Consider the following 14,587-nt stretch of genomic DNA (forward strand, 5'->3'; position numbering starts at 1 on the left):
CTAAACCATTACTGTCTGTTTAGAAGCTGTAGTTGTACTGCAGACCAAGGAATTGCAGATTGGTCTTGTAGCTACCGACCGTGCTTTCACCATTACCCGTGCAGGTGGTGCTATTCGGGTTGCAACCATCTTTGTAGTTGATATTGGCATTCTTGAAGAATACGTAGGAGTATGCAAAGTCAACCGATGACTGCTTGCTCAGCTTGTAATTGGCACCGAAAGACAACCAGTAGCGGTCACTATCCGGCAGTGCCGGGTGGCGCAAATCGTCATTTTTAACTGGCGATTGATCATATGCGACACCCGTACGCAAGGTCAGCGCATCACTGTAGTGATAATTTCCACCCAAGGACAATTTATAGGTATCGCGCCATCCCTGTTTGATGACCAGATCGCCCTCACCCGGTTGGCTGAACTTGATATCGATGCTGTCCATGCGCGAATGACGCGTCCAGGTCAGGTCGGCCATCAAATCAACTTTGTCATTCAGTTTGTGGAAAGCGTTGGCTGAAATCGATTCCGGGGTATCCACAGTAACTGAACCACCAGAAGAAACATGACCAAGCTTTTTGGCCAAACCCTGAATGGTGGCATTAATTACCGGATCGGTACTTACATTATTGAAATTCCAGTTCGCATTTCCATCAAGTTTGTGATGAATATTTGAACGATATGCAAGGCCAAATCGAGTGTTTTCGTTCAACTGGAACATGTAGCCCAAGTTCATACCGTAACCCCAGCCATCCGCATCCAAAGACGCTTGACCTGGCTGTACGCTGCCGAGCTTAGCCGGGTTGCCCCCAGCTGTAATAATCTGGCTGATAATCGCCGACTGCTGTGCAGCCGGTAGCGAACTAAAACCACCAGCAACATCCACAGCCTTGCTCAAGGTAGCTTTCATGTACTGAGCAGAAATGCCGGCACCAAAGGAATGATGCTCATCAAGCTTGAAAGAAACGGAAGGATTAAAGTTCAGCGTTTCCAGCTTGATGCTTTCCAGCGCATAACGACCTGCCCAGGTATTGCCATAATCCAGCTGCGCACCGAACGGCACGAAAATACCCAAGCCAACCGTCCACTTATCATTCAGCTGATGCGTGGCGTAGAACGATGGTGCGACAACATAATCAGGAGCGAAATTACCACCATTCCCACCGCTGATAGCAGTGCCATTTACATTCTTGGAGCCCTTGTCGGTGTATTCCGAATCCGGCACTACCAGCGTCAGACCACCGGAGAAATTGGTGCCAGTCAGACGCGACATGCCAGCTGGGTTGTAGAAGATGGTCGATGCATCGGCAGCTTCTGCGCCGTTGGCAAATGCCGTCCCTTGCGCGGAAACGCTTTGTGAGCCGAAGTGGTAACCGGAAGCCAGTGCTGTGGAAGAGAACGCCCCGACGGCAACTCCCATGAGCATCACGGATTGGCTGAGGTGCTTGAGTTTCATGTTATCCCTCTCTGCGAATATATCTGTATGTAGTCCTAGTCGCTTTTTATGTCCGTATTGCTACGGATCATTTTGGATACTACCAGAGAATTAGAGCATGTCCACTAAAATAAGAGCGTTTGTTCCAAACGTCCGTTTCAATTCGCATCAAGACAACAACAGCGCACAAAATCAGCAAACTTCAGCCAAATTACGCGATCTACCATCCATATCCACGGCCACAAATGTTGCAATGACCTCAGTCACAAACACCAGCTCACCATCCAGCCTTTCTGCCTCCACTGCTATCTTCAGCGTGACGGACTTCTGCCCCACGCGCAGCCTTTCCACGTATAGATTGACCACGTCTCCCAATAAAATGGGGTGGGTAAACTGGAAAGCATTCACTGCCACCGTCGCCACCGGACCACGCGCCAGACGCTCAGCATCCAGACTGCCGGCCATATCGATCTGCCCCATCAACCAACCGGCCTGCACCTTGCCATAAGCATTGGTGGCGGTCGGTAGAGCACGTACCCGTAAAGTGGGAAAACGCTGTGCATTGCAATCCATCGTGGCGCTCCTGGTGATCGCTCAGCAAAGAAGCCGCCAGGCAGCTTCTTGACTGAACGGCCGGATGGCTCCATCCGGCACTTCATTCAGTGTAGAAAATTGATTCAGAAAATGTGTCGCTGCAGCAGCGCTTCATCATGACGCTCAAGCGCCATGTCGAAATCATCCACCATGATGACATCACGCTTCAGCTTGCGCGCACGCGCTACCGCATCGAATTCGGCTTGTGTCACCAGACCTGCACGCAAGGCCTCTTCCAGTCTTTCCTTGGCGGTAATTGTCTGGAACTTGCCATCGCGTGCCAGCTTGCGCAGCTTCTGCTCAACCGGCTCAGTGGCCAGAATGGCCGTCAGCGCATGTTGCAGCACGCCAACCGCATCCTCTTCGGAAGGCGGCACATACATACCGCGCGTCAGTCGCTCACGCATACCACCCAGCTCCATCATGGCGCGCGCCACCTTGGTACCGATACGGTCGGATGCCGGCTTCAGTGTCAGCCCCCACGGGAAGATGATCTTGCGCAACACCACGGCCAGACCACGACTTGGCAAGTTGGCAAGGAAGCCATCCATGGCAGTCTGCAAATCAAACAGTGCATTCTCAACCGCCCAGCGCAGCACGGCCAGATCTTCCTTCTGCGCGCCTTCGCGCTCGAAACGCTTGAGGCAGGCAGTAGCGATATACAGATTGGACAACATATCACCCAGACGGGCCGACAGCTTTTCGCGGAACTTCAGCGAGCCACCCAGACTGAACATGGCCATGTCAGACAACAAGGCAAAAGCACAGGAGAAACGCGTGATCTGCTTATAGTACGTCGCAGTCTCACCCGCACGCGGCGAGCCGGCAAAGCGCGCACCAGTCAGCCCCAGCCACAAGGAGCGGAAGATATTGCTGATAACAAAATTGATATGACCGGTAATGGCGCGATCAAACTCGGCACCATCATTGGCCATCGCCGCCTTCATCTCGCGCAACACAAAAGGATGGCAACGAATGGCACCCTGCCCGTAAATAATCATGGAACGAGTCAGGATATTGGCGCCTTCCACCGTAATGCCGATGGGGATGGACTGATAGGCGCGCGCCAGATAATTGCGCGGACCGAGCACCACAGCCTTGCCGCCATGAATGTCCATCGCGTCATTGATGGTTTTGCGCATGCGCTCGGTATTGTGATACTTGAGCACCGCCGACAGCACAGACGGTTTTTCACCCATATCCAGCCCGGTCAGTGCCAGATCTTGCGAGGCTTCCATCTGGTAGGTATAGCCACCAATACGTGCCATGGCTTCATCCACCCCTTCGAACTTGCCAATGGGCAGACCAAACTGATCGCGGATGCGGGCATAAGCACCGGTCGTGAAGGTAGTGACCTTACCGCAAGCCACCGACATGGCCGGCAGGGAAATGCAGCGACCAACCGACAAGCACTCCACCAGCATGCGCCAGCCCTGGCCGGCAAACTCGCGACCACCGATGATCCACTCCAGCGGAATGAACACATCCTTGCCCCAGGTCGGACCATTCATGAAAGCCGCACCGCCAGGGAAGTGACGACGACCAATGCATACACCTTCATGTTCGGTCGGCACCAGCGCGCAGGTGATGCCGATTTCTTCCTTGTCACCCAGCAAGTGATCCGGGTCGTACATCTTGAATGCCAGACCCAGAATGGTGGCAACCGGCGCCAGGGTAATCCAGCGCTTCTCCCAGCTGACACGCAGGCCCAGCACATTTTCATGATGCTCACCGGTACGCGGATCGGTATAGCTACCACGACAGACAATGCCGTAGTCAGGAATGCTGCCGGCATCGGAACCCGCGTAGGGGCTGGTCAGGGCAAAGCAAGGCACCTCAACACCCTTGGCCAGACGCGGCAGGTAGTAGTCTTTTTGCGCTTCGGTGCCGTAATGCTGCAGCAGCTCACCCGGTCCGAGCGAATTGGGCACCATCACCGATACCGCTGCCGTACCACCACGCGTGGCAATCTTGGTCACCACCTTGGCATGGGCATAGTTGGAAAACTCCAGACCGCCATATTTCTTTTTGACGATCATCCCCAGGAAGCCATTGTCCTTGATGAACTGCCACACTTCCGGCGGCAGATCCTTCAGCTCATGGGTGATTTTCCAGTCATCAATCATCGAGCAGAGCTGCTCGGTCGGGCCATCCAGAAAGGCCTGCTCTTCTGCATTCAGCTTGGCATCAGGAAAGGACAGCAGGCGCTGATAATCCGGCTTGCCGGAAAACAGATCCCGATCCCACCACACCGTGCCGGCATTGATCGCCTCTTGCTCGGTTTGGGACATCGCCGGAGTGATTTTCTTGAAAATGCCAAACACCGGGCCGGTGAACACGGCACGGCGCAAAGGGACGATATTCAATACAGCCGCCACGATGGCGGCAACACTCCAGACGGCGACGGAGACCGGGCAGCCAAACGCAAATTGCAGCGTAGCGAGCCAGGCCGCCAGCACGACAGTCCACGCCAGCACCGGCGCGCGGTAATACGCCAAGGCACCAATCAGTGCGATGAGAAGAACAGCAGCAAACATTGTGATTTACCCTCGTGTTGACCCTGCTTAACCTTCGACAGGCGAGACCAACCCGGCAACCACAAACGGCACAAGATATTTCACGATCATGTCAGGGTCCCTCGCGGAAACGATCTGGCTGCGCGTGAATATCTTCAGCACATCGTTTCCGGCAAAGGCGTTGAACATGACACTGAACGCAAAATGCATCCGCCAGGCCAACTCCTCAACACCAAGCTCGGGCAGCGCATGATGAAAGGCGCGCGAGTAGCGTTGCACGAACACACTGTATTGCTGGGAGATGGTTTCGCGCAGCAGACGGTGGTTTTCCACCAGCGTACGCGACAGAAGTCTGACAAACAGGGCCCCGCCCCTCGCAGGGTCCTTGGACAGCGCCAGACACGGACGAATGAACGTCGTAACCAGGCTCTCCACCGACAGCTTCTCTTCTCTTGTCTCCAGCTCATCCAGCTCCGCCAGGCAGGACGCTATCAAGGGCGCCAGCCTGCGCATGAACACGGATTCGAACAGCGCATCCTTTGAGCCGAAGTGATAATTCACTGCGGCCAGGTTGACTTCGGCCTGCTGAGTAATCATGCGAAGCGAGGTAGCCTCGAAACCGTGCTCCACGAACAGACGCTCGGAAACGTCAAGGATTCGCGTTGCCGTATCCGGGCGGCTGGCTTCCATGTTCTCTTGTGCCTTTTTTGTACTTGCAGGGTATTTGGTCTTGTCCATCTCAGCTTTCGAACAAGCGTTTCAAACTTACGTTTTAATTTGATCAGTGTCAAGAAAATCATCCGCGCTGCTACTGCGGATTTCCTCGCTACCATCGCGAAAACGGCAGTCTAAGTTTAGACTGCCGTTCGTTTGAATGAAACGCAGGGTTTAATGTTTAGTCAAGCCCACGTGCCAGATCGGCCTGCAGGTCGGCAACGTTCTCCAGCCCCACCGCAACGCGGATCAAGCCCTCTTCGATGCCAGCCTTCAGCCTGACTTCCGGGGCGACGCGCGCATGGGTGGTCGATGCCGGGTGGGTAATTGTACTCTTTACATCGCCCAGGTTGGCAGTACGCGAGATCAGCTGCACACCGTCCACCAGCTTCCATGCACCGGCACGCCCTCCTTTTACCACGAAAGACACCACCGCCCCACCGCCCTGCTGCTGACGCGCAGCCAGCGCGTGCTGGGGATGACTGGCCAGTCCCGGATAGTAGACACGCTCCACCGCCGGGTGCGCTTCCAGCCACTGGGCCAGTTGCAGTGCATTGGCGCTGTGCTTTTCCATACGGAGCGACAGCGTTTCCAGGCCGGATAGCAGCACCCAGGCATTGAACGGCGCCAGGGTGGGGCCTGCGGTACGCACATGCAGATAAACCTGCTCGACCAGAGCATGGCTGCCCACCACGGCACCACCCATGACCCGACCATGGCCATCCAGATACTTGGTAGCCGAGTGCATCACCAGATCAGCGCCCAATTTGAGCGGCTGCTGCAGCGCCGGCGAACAGAAACTGTTATCCACCACCAGCAAGGCATCATGCCGGTGGGCAATGGCCGCCACCGCAGCGATATCGGCAATCTCGGTCAGGGGATTAGACGGTGTCTCAAGAAAGAACAGCTTGCTGTTAGGCTTGGCTGCAGCCTCCCAAGCCGACAAATCAGTCGCATCGACAAAGGTGGTTTCCACGCCAAACTTCGCCAGCAAACCGGCAAAAAGATTGGTGGTCGAGCCAAACAGGCTTTGCGAGGAAACAATATGATCGCCTGCTTTCAGCAGGCTCATCATGATGGCCTGGATGGCCGCCATGCCGGTGGCTGTGGCAATGGCGCGCTCGCCACCTTCCATCAGCGCCAGGCGCTGCTGAAATGCATTCACCGTGGGATTGGTGAAGCGGGAATAGGTATAGCCTTCGATCTCGCCCATGAACATGGCAGCAGCCTGTTCGGCAGATTCGTAGCAAAAGCTGGAAGTAAGATGCAGCGCCTGGCTATGTTCGCGATAGTCGCTGCTTTCACGACCACCACGGATCGCCAGCGTCTCAGCGTGGTATTGCTCCGGGGTATTTTCAACTGACATGATGATTCTCGGGTCTTGTTATCGGCTGCAGGTCACCATGACCGGCCACCGCCTTGTGCTGCCTATATTGCCTGATCGCCCGGCATTATTTAAATGAAATTGCGGCATATGGATGTCAGCTACCAGCGCTATGTGCGGCAGCTACAAAGAAAAAACCGGCCGCAGCCGGTTTTTTGCAAGCCCTGACTTACATCAGGTTTTGTTCAGCCACATTCAGGTTCAAGTCGATCATCTGGGTGCTGACCGGATTTTCCTCTTTCTTGCCGCTATCGCCACGGGCGCATTCGATCGCATCCAGATAGGCTGCGGTAATGTCGCCGGTAATGTACTGGCCGTCGAAGCAGGAAGTTTCAAACTCGTGCAGCTTGGGATTGACCGAGTGTACCGCCTCCTGCAGGGCAGCCAGATCCTGATAGATCACGGCATCGGCACCGATTTCTTCGGCAATCTCCTGCTCGGTACGCCCGGTTGCCAGCAATTCGGCACGGGTCGGCATGTCGATACCATAGACATTGGGGAAACGCACCGCCGGAGCGGCTGAGGCGAAGTACACCTTGCGGGCACCCGCATCGCGCGCCATCTGTACGATTTCCTTGGAAGTGGTGCCGCGCACGATGGAGTCATCCACCAGCAGCACATTGCGATCCTTGAATTCGCAAGCCACCGGATTGAGCTTCTGACGTACCGATTTTTTGCGTACTGCCTGGCCCGGCATGATGAAGGTGCGGCCGATGTAGCGGTTCTTGATGAAACCTTCGCGATACGGCAGACCCAGGCTATTGGCCAGCGCCAGCGCACTCGGACGGCTGGTATCCGGAATCGGCATCACCACGTCGATATCCAGCTGCGGCAGCACCTGGCGGATTTTCTCACCCAGCTTTTCACCCATCACGATACGAGCCTGATAAACCGAGGCACCGTCGATCACCGAATCCGGCCGGGCAAAGTAAACATACTCAAACAAGCAGGGTGCATGACGCACTTCCTTGGCACACGGGCGGGCATGGAAGTCACCATCGAAGCTGACGAACACCCCTTCGCCCGGCTCAACATCGCGCAAGATGCTGAAACCGGAGCAATCCAGCGCCACCGATTCCGACGCAAACATGTATTCGGCTTTGCCCGTCACATGAGTGCTGCCGATCACCAGCGGGCGGATCCCATTGGGGTCACGGAAGGCCACCAGGCCGTAACCTGCAATCAGGGCCACCACGGCATAGGCACCACGCACACGGCGATGCACGGCCTCAACCGCGCCAAAAATGGCATCCACGCTCAGTTCGAAACCTACTACACGTTCGGCCAATTCATGGGCAAACACGTTGAGCAGGACTTCAGAGTCGGAGTTGGTGTTGATATGACGCAGGTCGTGACGGAACATGTCCGCCTTCAACTCTTCGGTATTGGTCAGATTGCCGTTGTGCGCCAGCACGATGCCAAACGGCGAGTTGACATAGAAAGGCTGGGCTTCCGCCAGACTGGAAGCAGAACCTGCCGTGGGGTAACGCACATGGGCGATACCGGCATTGCCCATCAGCGAACGCATATTGCGGGTGCGGAACACATCGCGCACCATGCCGCTGCCCTTGTGCATGTGAAAGGTCTTGCCACTGGAAGTGACAATACCCGCCGCATCCTGTCCACGGTGCTGCAGCACTTGCAGTCCGTCATACAACAACTGGTTGACGGGAGACTGCCCTACCACGCCTAGGATTCCACACATTGCTCTACTCTCTCTTCCCAACTACCTGGATTTTCAAACAAAACATACAGCCAAAGAAAAAGGCGGAAATCTTGAAGTGAAGATATCAAGATATTCCGCCTGTTTCATCACACTATCCCGTGTAATGCAGGTTGTCTGCCAGCATCGCCGGCAGCCAGGGCCTTAATGACAAGGCCAATGATTCAAATGGAGCGGCCAATACCGCATTCCTCCACATAGGCTGGCGCGGCAGATCACTCAGACCGCCCACCAGCACCAGCACCGTGACCAGCACCAGCCCGCGAGCCAGACCGAACACCGCACCCATCAATCGGTTCAGACCACCCAGCCCGGTCGAATCCAGCAAACTGGTCAGGGTGATACGCAATAAAGCCGTGGCCAGCCACGACAGGAAAAACAGCAGCACAAACGAGGCCACCAGGCGCAAGCCCTGGCTGGGCAGCTCATTCGGCATGAAGGTTGCCAGCAAGGGCGACAACTCCTTGGCACACCAGAAGGCCAGCAACCAGGAACCCAGCGACAGCACTTCGGCCACCAAGCCACGCACCAGCGCCACCAGCACCGAACCCAGCACGATGGCTATCACAATGTAGTCGAAGACTGTCATCGGCGCTTACTTGTTGACAATGATGCCGGACACGCCAGCCTGCGACAGCTTGTGCAAGGCCGCTTCGGCCTCGGCACGCGAGGCAAACGGCCCCACTCGCACCCGGGTCACTTCACCCTTGCTGGTTTCGACCTTGCTGAAGTGGGCTGCTATACCCAAGCCGGCCAGCTTGCTCTTGAGTGCATCGGCCTTGGCCGGGTCGGACAGGGCTGCCAACTGAATGCTCGACTTGCCGCTGGCGACATTATCCACTTTTTCCGGCTTGGACTCACTTTTCTTTGTCGGACTACTCTTGGGCGGACTGGCCTTGGCAGCCGGCTCTTCGTCGAAATGCCCAGCCAGAATGGCCGCAGGATCAGCCTGCTTGTGTTTGGGCTGCTCCGGCTTGCTGGCCTGTTTAGTGTCAGTCTTGGGCGGTTTGCTTTCCGTGTGCGCCACCACCGGCTTGGCTTCCGCCGGTTTGCTGGCTGCTTTCTTCTTCACCGGCTCATGCACCGCTGGCTGGCTGGCTGCCGCGACGGGCTTGGGCTTGCTGGCCTGCACCGCAGCGACTGCACCGACGGCAGCCACCGCTGCAACTGCCGGTGCGGCATGGCTGGCCGTTGCAGCCGGCCGGTCCGGCTCCACCGAAGCCAGGTCGGCCGGCAACTGCGTACCCGCAGGCTTGGCCGCCGGGGCAGAGGCTGCCGCCAGATGCGCGGCCGAGGCTTGCACCTTGCTGGCAAGCGGAGCGGAGCTGGCACCCGCTACCGTCTCTGCAGGCGGCAGGGCTGCATCCGCCGGCGTGCCGGAGGCCTCGCTGGCGATCTCCACCGACTCAGGGCGCATTTGCTGCTCGGGCAGGTGGCCAACGACATTCCACAGAACACCGGTGGAAACCGTGACCAGCACAACCGCCCCCACCAGGCGACGCCTGGCGCGCTTGCGCAACAGAATCAGTTCATCGTGAGCAGACAGAGCCATGCAATCCTCAAATTCGTTGCTGACGGGCTTCCATCACCTCGGCCACGGTGTGGAAAGAGCCGAAAACGGTAATTCTATCATTCTCGCCCGCTGCCGATAAGGCAGCTTGCCAGGCAGAGGCCACATCGACGAAAGCCTGTACCTTGCCAATACCCAATGCCTGCAGGCGTGTGGCAATATCCGCCCCGCTCTGCCCGCGCGGCATATCCAGTCCGGCCACAAACCAGCCATCGAATTCGCCACGTGCCAGTTCTGCCACAGCAGACAGATCCTTGTCGGCCAGCATGGAAAACACCGCATAGCGGTTTTCCGCAAACGGCAACTGGCGCAAGCTGGCCACCATGGCCTTGACCGCATGCGGATTATGGCCCACATCCAGCACCACCAGCGGACGGCCCGGCAATACCTGGAAACGCCCCGGCCAGTCCACCTCGACCAAACCCTGCTTCAGCGCGCCGATGCCCACCGGCAGGCGCTCATGCAGACAATCCAGCACCGCCAGTGCCGCTGCGGCATTGCCCAACTGATAGCCACCACGCAAGGCAGGCATCGGCAAAGCATGTCGCCGCGCCGCACCCATCTGGAAAGACCACTGGTTTTCCATGCGGTGATAGCTGTAATCGCGGCCTAGCAGCTTGAGATCAGCCCCAATGGCGGCGGCATGCGCCAGCAAGCGCTGCGGCGGCGTTGGATCGGCACAGATGGCCGGCTTGCCCGGGCGATAAATACCCGCTTTTTCGAAGCCGATGTCTTCGCGGTTGTCACCCAGAATGGCCGCGTGATCAATATCCACACTGACCACCACCGACACATCCGGTTCAAAGATATTGACCGCATCCAGACGCCCGCCCAGACCGACCTCCATGATGGCCACATCGACCTTTTCTTCGATAAAGCTGTGCATGGCGCCCAGCGTGCCGAATTCGAAATAGGTCAGCGAGGTGTCACCACGGGCAGCATCGATGGCAGCAAAGCTCTGCATGATGCGCGCATCGCTGACCGGCTGCAGGTCGATGGCCACGCGCTCGTTGTAGCGATGGATGTGCGGCGAGGTGTAGCAACCCACCTTGAAACCGGCACGCTGGTACATGGTGGAGAGCATGGCACAGACCGAACCCTTGCCATTGGTACCTGCCACCATGATGACCGGAAAGGCCGGCTTGAGCTGCATGGCATCCCAGACCTGGCGCACCCGGTCCAGCCCCATGTCGATAGTGCTGGCATGCAGGCCCTCGAGCCAGTTCAGCCATTCGTTCAGAGTTGTTTTTTGCGTCATGGATGCTCTACGACAGCAGACGGGTCAGTCTCCACGCCTGCATGAAACCACAGCAGATAAACCCGAAACTGCCGCAATGCTTGGGCTTCAGCACTATCCGGCAACAACAGGCAACTGTGACGACGGCCTGCGGCCATCACATTGACAATAATGAGAAACGGCGAGATGAAACAGTCGTCCCCGGGTAATACCACAAGCGAGCGCTCGGCATAGTGCCAGTGCATCCGGCCCAGGCTATCCACTGCGATACCTTGCAATGGATTGCGCCGCCACCAGCCATTGGCGCGCAAGGCCAGCGAGCCAAGCACACCCTGCAAGGGCAGCAGCCACCACAAGTCATCCACATAGATCAACACGGCCAGGGCAGACAGCAGCCACAAGCCGGACAACAGCCCCAGCCAGTAGCGCGACGGGCGGAGGCTCAGGGCAAAGGGTGGCAGCAACTGGCGCGCGCGCATGGCCGGCGCGCTTACAGCTCGCTGGTCGGCGTATTGCTGATGTCGGCGTCGACAGTATCCAGCACGGTGGAGTGGATCTCCACGTCAAACCACTCCCAGAACGCCTTCAGCGACATGTCCTTGGGCCACAGGTCTTCATCGTCATACCAGGAAGCGACTTCCACCTTGAACAGCTGCTCGTACTGCTCGTCGATATGGGCAACCGCCTCTTCCGGCTCGTTGAATTCCGGCAACAGGATCACCGTGCAGTCGCTGCGCAGGCTGTCCAGGGTCAAATCCACCATATCGTTGCCGGGCACGGCATTGAGCCAGTCCAGAAACGCTTGCTTGGGCTTGATCACAGCCACCGAGCGGTCAACAAAATACATGGCAATCCTTTCAATTCCGAGTTGGCGCGCATTGTAACCCAAGTCGGCAAGGGCCAGCACGCCGCATGCTACAATTGCGGCCATTGTCACCCGATTACAAGATGCCTCAATGTCATTGATTTCTGTTGAAAAGGCCTGCCTGGCTTTTGGCCACCACGCCCTGCTGGATAATGTGGATTTCGCACTGGAGCCTGGCGAAGTGGTCGGCCTTATCGGCCGCAACGGCGCGGGCAAGTCGTCCCTGCTCAAGGGCATTGCCGGTGCCATTACCCTGGACGACGGGCGCATCAACATCAAGGGCGACGTGCGCGTGGCCTATGTGGCGCAGGAACCGGAATTCAACCCGGAACAAACCGTGTTCGAAGCGGTTGCCGAAGGGCTGGGCGATCTGCAGGCACTACTGAGCGAATATCATCATATTACCCAGCAGCTGACCCTGGCCGATGCCGATCACGAGACTGCGCTGGCACGTATGGAAATCCTGCAGCATGAGCTGGAAGCCCGCGACGGCTGGCAGTTCGACGCCCTGATTGCCACCACGCTGTCCCACCTGAACCTGAACCCGGACACCCTGATCAACGAGCTGTCCGGCGGCTGGAAAAAACGGGTGGCGCTGGCACGCGCGCTGGCAGCCAAGCCGGAAGTGCTGCTGCTGGACGAGCCGACCAACCATCTGGACGTCTCGGCCATCGAATGGCTGGAAGGCCTGATCAAGAACTTTGCCGGCAGCGTATTGCTGATTACCCACGACCGGCGCTTTCTGGACAATGTGGCCACCCGCATCATCGAGCTGGACCGCGGCATTCTGCGCAGCTACCCGGGCAGCTTTTCCGCCTATCAGGTGCGCAAGACCGAAGAGATTGCCATCGAAGAAGAACAGAACCGCATCTTCGACAAATTCCACGCCCAGGAAGAAGTGTGGATTCGCAAGGGCATTGAGGCGCGCCGCACCCGCAATGAAGGCCGGGTGCGCCGACTGGAAGCCATCCGCCGTGAGCGCAGCTCCCGGCGTGAACGCGTAGGCCAGGTCAATTTCCAGCTGGACCCGGGCGAACGCTCCGGCAAGCTGGTGGCCGAACTGGAAGGTGTGAGCAAGGGCTTCGAAGGGCGCACACTGATCAAAAATTTCACCACCCGCATCTTGCGTGGCGACAAGATCGGCCTGATCGGCCCTAATGGTGCCGGCAAGACCACCTTGCTCAAGCTGATCCTCGGCCAGCTGGAGGCCGACAGCGGCAGCATCAAGCAGGGTAGCAAGCTGGATATCGCCTACTTCGACCAGTTCCGCGAGCAGCTGGACGAAGACACCAGCGTGGCTGACATCATCAGCCAGGGTAACGACTTCGTGGAAATCGGCGGCGTCAAAAAGCATGTGATGAGCTATCTGGAAGACTTCCTGTTCTCGCCGCAACGCGCACGCAGTCCGGTACGCTCGCTGTCGGGTGGAGAACGCAACCGTCTGCTGCTGGCCCGGCTGTTTACCCGTCCGGCCAATGTACTGGTGCTGGACGAACCCACCAACGATCTGGATATCGATACGCTGGAACTCCTGGAAGATGTCATCGCCCAATACTCCGGCACCGTGTTCCTGGTCAGCCACGACCGCGCCTTCCTCGATAATGTCGTCACCCAGGTCATTGCCTTTGAAGGCGCAGGCCAGCTGGAAGAATATCCAGGCGGCTATCAGGACTGGATCGACACCCGCGCCCGCATGGTTGCGATGAAACCGGCAGAAAGCAGCAAGCCGGCCGCTGCCGCCAGCGCCGCGCCAGCTCGTCAGGACAAAGCCAAACCCGCTCGCAGCAAGCTTTCCTACAATGAAGGTCGTGAGCTGGCGGCCTTGCCGGACGAAATCGCCGCACTGGAAACCGAGCAGGCTAGCCTGAACCAGCAATTGCTGGACCCTAATTGCTATCGCGACCACCCCAAGGACGCCATTGCCTGGCAGCAACGCATCGAGGCCATTGATGAGCTACTGCTGGACAAGCTGGCGCGCTGGGAAGAACTGGAGGCAAAACAAAAATGAGTACAAGCCGGCCCACCCCGCCCTCGCCCGAACGTCGACGTTTTCTCGGCGGTGCCATGCTGAGTTCACTGGCACTGTGGCTGAGTGCCTGCGGCACACCACCCAGAAAAACCAGCCAGGTGCGCCCTCGTCCCTCACAGGACAAGACGCTGTCCGCGCTGAAGGCGGACGGGGCGGGCCGGGAGATTCTCATGTACACGCTGGGCCTGCTTGATCTGGACTATAAATTCGGCGGCGCCAACCCGGAAGCCGGGCTGGATTGCAGCGGCATGGTCAGCTACATCTACCAGAATGCCGTAGGCGTCCGCCTGCCGCACAATGCCGCCCAGATCGCCGGCCTGGCCCGCCCCATCAGCAATAGCCAGATGCAGGTGGGCGACCTGGTGTTTTTCAACACCATGAACCGCTCCTTCTCGCACATGGGCATTTACATTGGGGACAGCAAGTTCGTGCACGCCCCGCGCACCAATAGCGCCATCCGTATCGACCGGCTGGACAACAGCTACTTCGCGGCCCACTTTGAAGGCGCACGCACGCTGTTTGCCTGAGC

13 protein-coding genes are annotated in these 14,587 nt (G+C 57.8%); 2 read left to right on the plus strand and 11 right to left on the minus strand.

Features of this window, described 5'->3' with window-relative positions:
• Positions 1–19: 19 nt before the first annotated feature.
• The 11 genes from DBR44_RS11750 to DBR44_RS11800 form a co-directional block, all read right to left on the minus strand.
• Positions 20–1,447 (minus strand): OmpP1/FadL family transporter, encoded by a 1,428-nt coding sequence (locus tag DBR44_RS11750; protein ID WP_124644228.1) that lies wholly within the window; start codon positions 1,445–1,447, stop codon positions 20–22.
• A 171-nt stretch (positions 1,448–1,618) separates the two neighbouring features.
• Entirely contained in the window at positions 1,619–1,999 is a 381-nt protein-coding gene (locus DBR44_RS11755; protein WP_124644229.1) for an acyl-CoA thioesterase, read from the minus strand.
• 104 nt (positions 2,000–2,103) lie between these two features.
• Entirely contained in the window at positions 2,104–4,557 is a 2,454-nt protein-coding gene (locus tag DBR44_RS11760; protein ID WP_124644230.1) for an acyl-CoA dehydrogenase, read from the minus strand.
• Positions 4,558–4,584: 27 nt separating this feature from the next.
• Positions 4,585–5,226 carry a TetR/AcrR family transcriptional regulator gene (locus DBR44_RS11765; protein ID WP_124644365.1) on the minus strand — a complete coding sequence of 214 codons (642 nt, stop codon included), beginning with the start codon at positions 5,224–5,226 and terminating at the stop codon, positions 4,585–4,587.
• 205 nt (positions 5,227–5,431) lie between these two features.
• The gene (locus DBR44_RS11770) at positions 5,432–6,616 is read right to left on the minus strand and encodes an O-succinylhomoserine sulfhydrylase (protein WP_124644231.1); all 1,185 of its coding nucleotides are present in this window, start codon (positions 6,614–6,616) and stop codon (positions 5,432–5,434) included.
• A 187-nt stretch (positions 6,617–6,803) separates the two neighbouring features.
• Positions 6,804–8,339, minus strand: coding sequence for an amidophosphoribosyltransferase (purF, locus tag DBR44_RS11775; RefSeq protein WP_124644232.1), 1,536 nt, complete (start codon positions 8,337–8,339; stop codon positions 6,804–6,806).
• Between the two features lie 112 nt (positions 8,340–8,451).
• Entirely contained in the window at positions 8,452–8,946 is a 495-nt protein-coding gene (locus tag DBR44_RS11780; protein WP_059286098.1) for a CvpA family protein, read from the minus strand.
• 6 nt (positions 8,947–8,952) lie between these two features.
• Positions 8,953–9,909 carry an SPOR domain-containing protein gene (locus DBR44_RS11785; RefSeq protein WP_124644233.1) on the minus strand — a complete coding sequence of 319 codons (957 nt, stop codon included), beginning with the start codon at positions 9,907–9,909 and terminating at the stop codon, positions 8,953–8,955.
• A gap of 7 nt (positions 9,910–9,916) precedes the next feature.
• Entirely contained in the window at positions 9,917–11,185 is a 1,269-nt protein-coding gene (folC, locus tag DBR44_RS11790) for a bifunctional tetrahydrofolate synthase/dihydrofolate synthase (RefSeq protein WP_124644234.1), read from the minus strand.
• A complete protein-coding gene (locus DBR44_RS11795) occupies positions 11,182–11,643 on the minus strand; it encodes a protein YgfX (protein ID WP_124644235.1) in 462 nt (153 codons plus the stop codon). The genes folC and DBR44_RS11795 overlap by 4 nt, the downstream gene beginning before the upstream one ends.
• Positions 11,644–11,654: 11 nt before the next feature.
• Entirely contained in the window at positions 11,655–12,011 is a 357-nt protein-coding gene (locus DBR44_RS11800) for a hypothetical protein (protein ID WP_124644236.1), read from the minus strand.
• A gap of 109 nt (positions 12,012–12,120) precedes the next feature.
• Here DBR44_RS11800 and DBR44_RS19795 point away from each other — a divergent pair, with 109 nt between their 5' ends.
• Together DBR44_RS19795 and DBR44_RS11810 are read left to right on the plus strand one after the other, a co-directional pair.
• On the plus strand, positions 12,121–14,037 hold the full coding sequence (locus DBR44_RS19795) for an ATP-binding cassette domain-containing protein (RefSeq protein WP_124644237.1): 1,917 nt from the start codon (positions 12,121–12,123) through the stop codon (positions 14,035–14,037).
• Positions 14,034–14,585 carry a C40 family peptidase gene (locus tag DBR44_RS11810; RefSeq protein WP_233578517.1) on the plus strand — a complete coding sequence of 184 codons (552 nt, stop codon included), beginning with the start codon at positions 14,034–14,036 and terminating at the stop codon, positions 14,583–14,585. The genes DBR44_RS19795 and DBR44_RS11810 overlap by 4 nt, the downstream gene beginning before the upstream one ends.
• Positions 14,586–14,587 lie beyond the last annotated feature (2 nt).

This window comes from Aquitalea sp. FJL05, assembly GCF_003852595.1.
GTDB lineage: Bacteria > Pseudomonadota > Gammaproteobacteria > Burkholderiales > Chromobacteriaceae > Aquitalea > Aquitalea aquatilis.

Coding starts and splice junctions, on each gene's coding strand:
- DBR44_RS11750 (WP_124644228.1), bottom strand. CDS start 1,447: ATGAAACTCAAGCACCTCAGCCAATCCGTGATGCTCATGGGAGTTGCC.
- DBR44_RS11755 (WP_124644229.1), bottom strand. CDS start 1,999: ATGGATTGCAATGCACAGCGTTTTCCCACTTTACGGGTACGTGCTCTA.
- DBR44_RS11760 (WP_124644230.1), bottom strand. CDS start 4,557: ATGTTTGCTGCTGTTCTTCTCATCGCACTGATTGGTGCCTTGGCGTAT.
- DBR44_RS11765 (WP_124644365.1), bottom strand. CDS start 5,226: ATGGAAGCCAGCCGCCCGGATACGGCAACGCGAATCCTTGACGTTTCC.
- DBR44_RS11770 (WP_124644231.1), bottom strand. CDS start 6,616: ATGTCAGTTGAAAATACCCCGGAGCAATACCACGCTGAGACGCTGGCG.
- purF (WP_124644232.1), bottom strand. CDS start 8,339: ATGTGTGGAATCCTAGGCGTGGTAGGGCAGTCTCCCGTCAACCAGTTG.
- DBR44_RS11780 (WP_059286098.1), bottom strand. CDS start 8,946: ATGACAGTCTTCGACTACATTGTGATAGCCATCGTGCTGGGTTCGGTG.
- DBR44_RS11785 (WP_124644233.1), bottom strand. CDS start 9,909: ATGGCTCTGTCTGCTCACGATGAACTGATTCTGTTGCGCAAGCGCGCC.
- folC (WP_124644234.1), bottom strand. CDS start 11,185: ATGACGCAAAAAACAACTCTGAACGAATGGCTGAACTGGCTCGAGGGC.
- DBR44_RS11795 (WP_124644235.1), bottom strand. CDS start 11,643: ATGCGCGCGCGCCAGTTGCTGCCACCCTTTGCCCTGAGCCTCCGCCCG.
- DBR44_RS11800 (WP_124644236.1), bottom strand. CDS start 12,011: ATGTATTTTGTTGACCGCTCGGTGGCTGTGATCAAGCCCAAGCAAGCG.
- DBR44_RS19795 (WP_124644237.1), top strand. CDS start 12,121: ATGTCATTGATTTCTGTTGAAAAGGCCTGCCTGGCTTTTGGCCACCAC.
- DBR44_RS11810 (WP_233578517.1), top strand. CDS start 14,034: ATGAGTACAAGCCGGCCCACCCCGCCCTCGCCCGAACGTCGACGTTTT.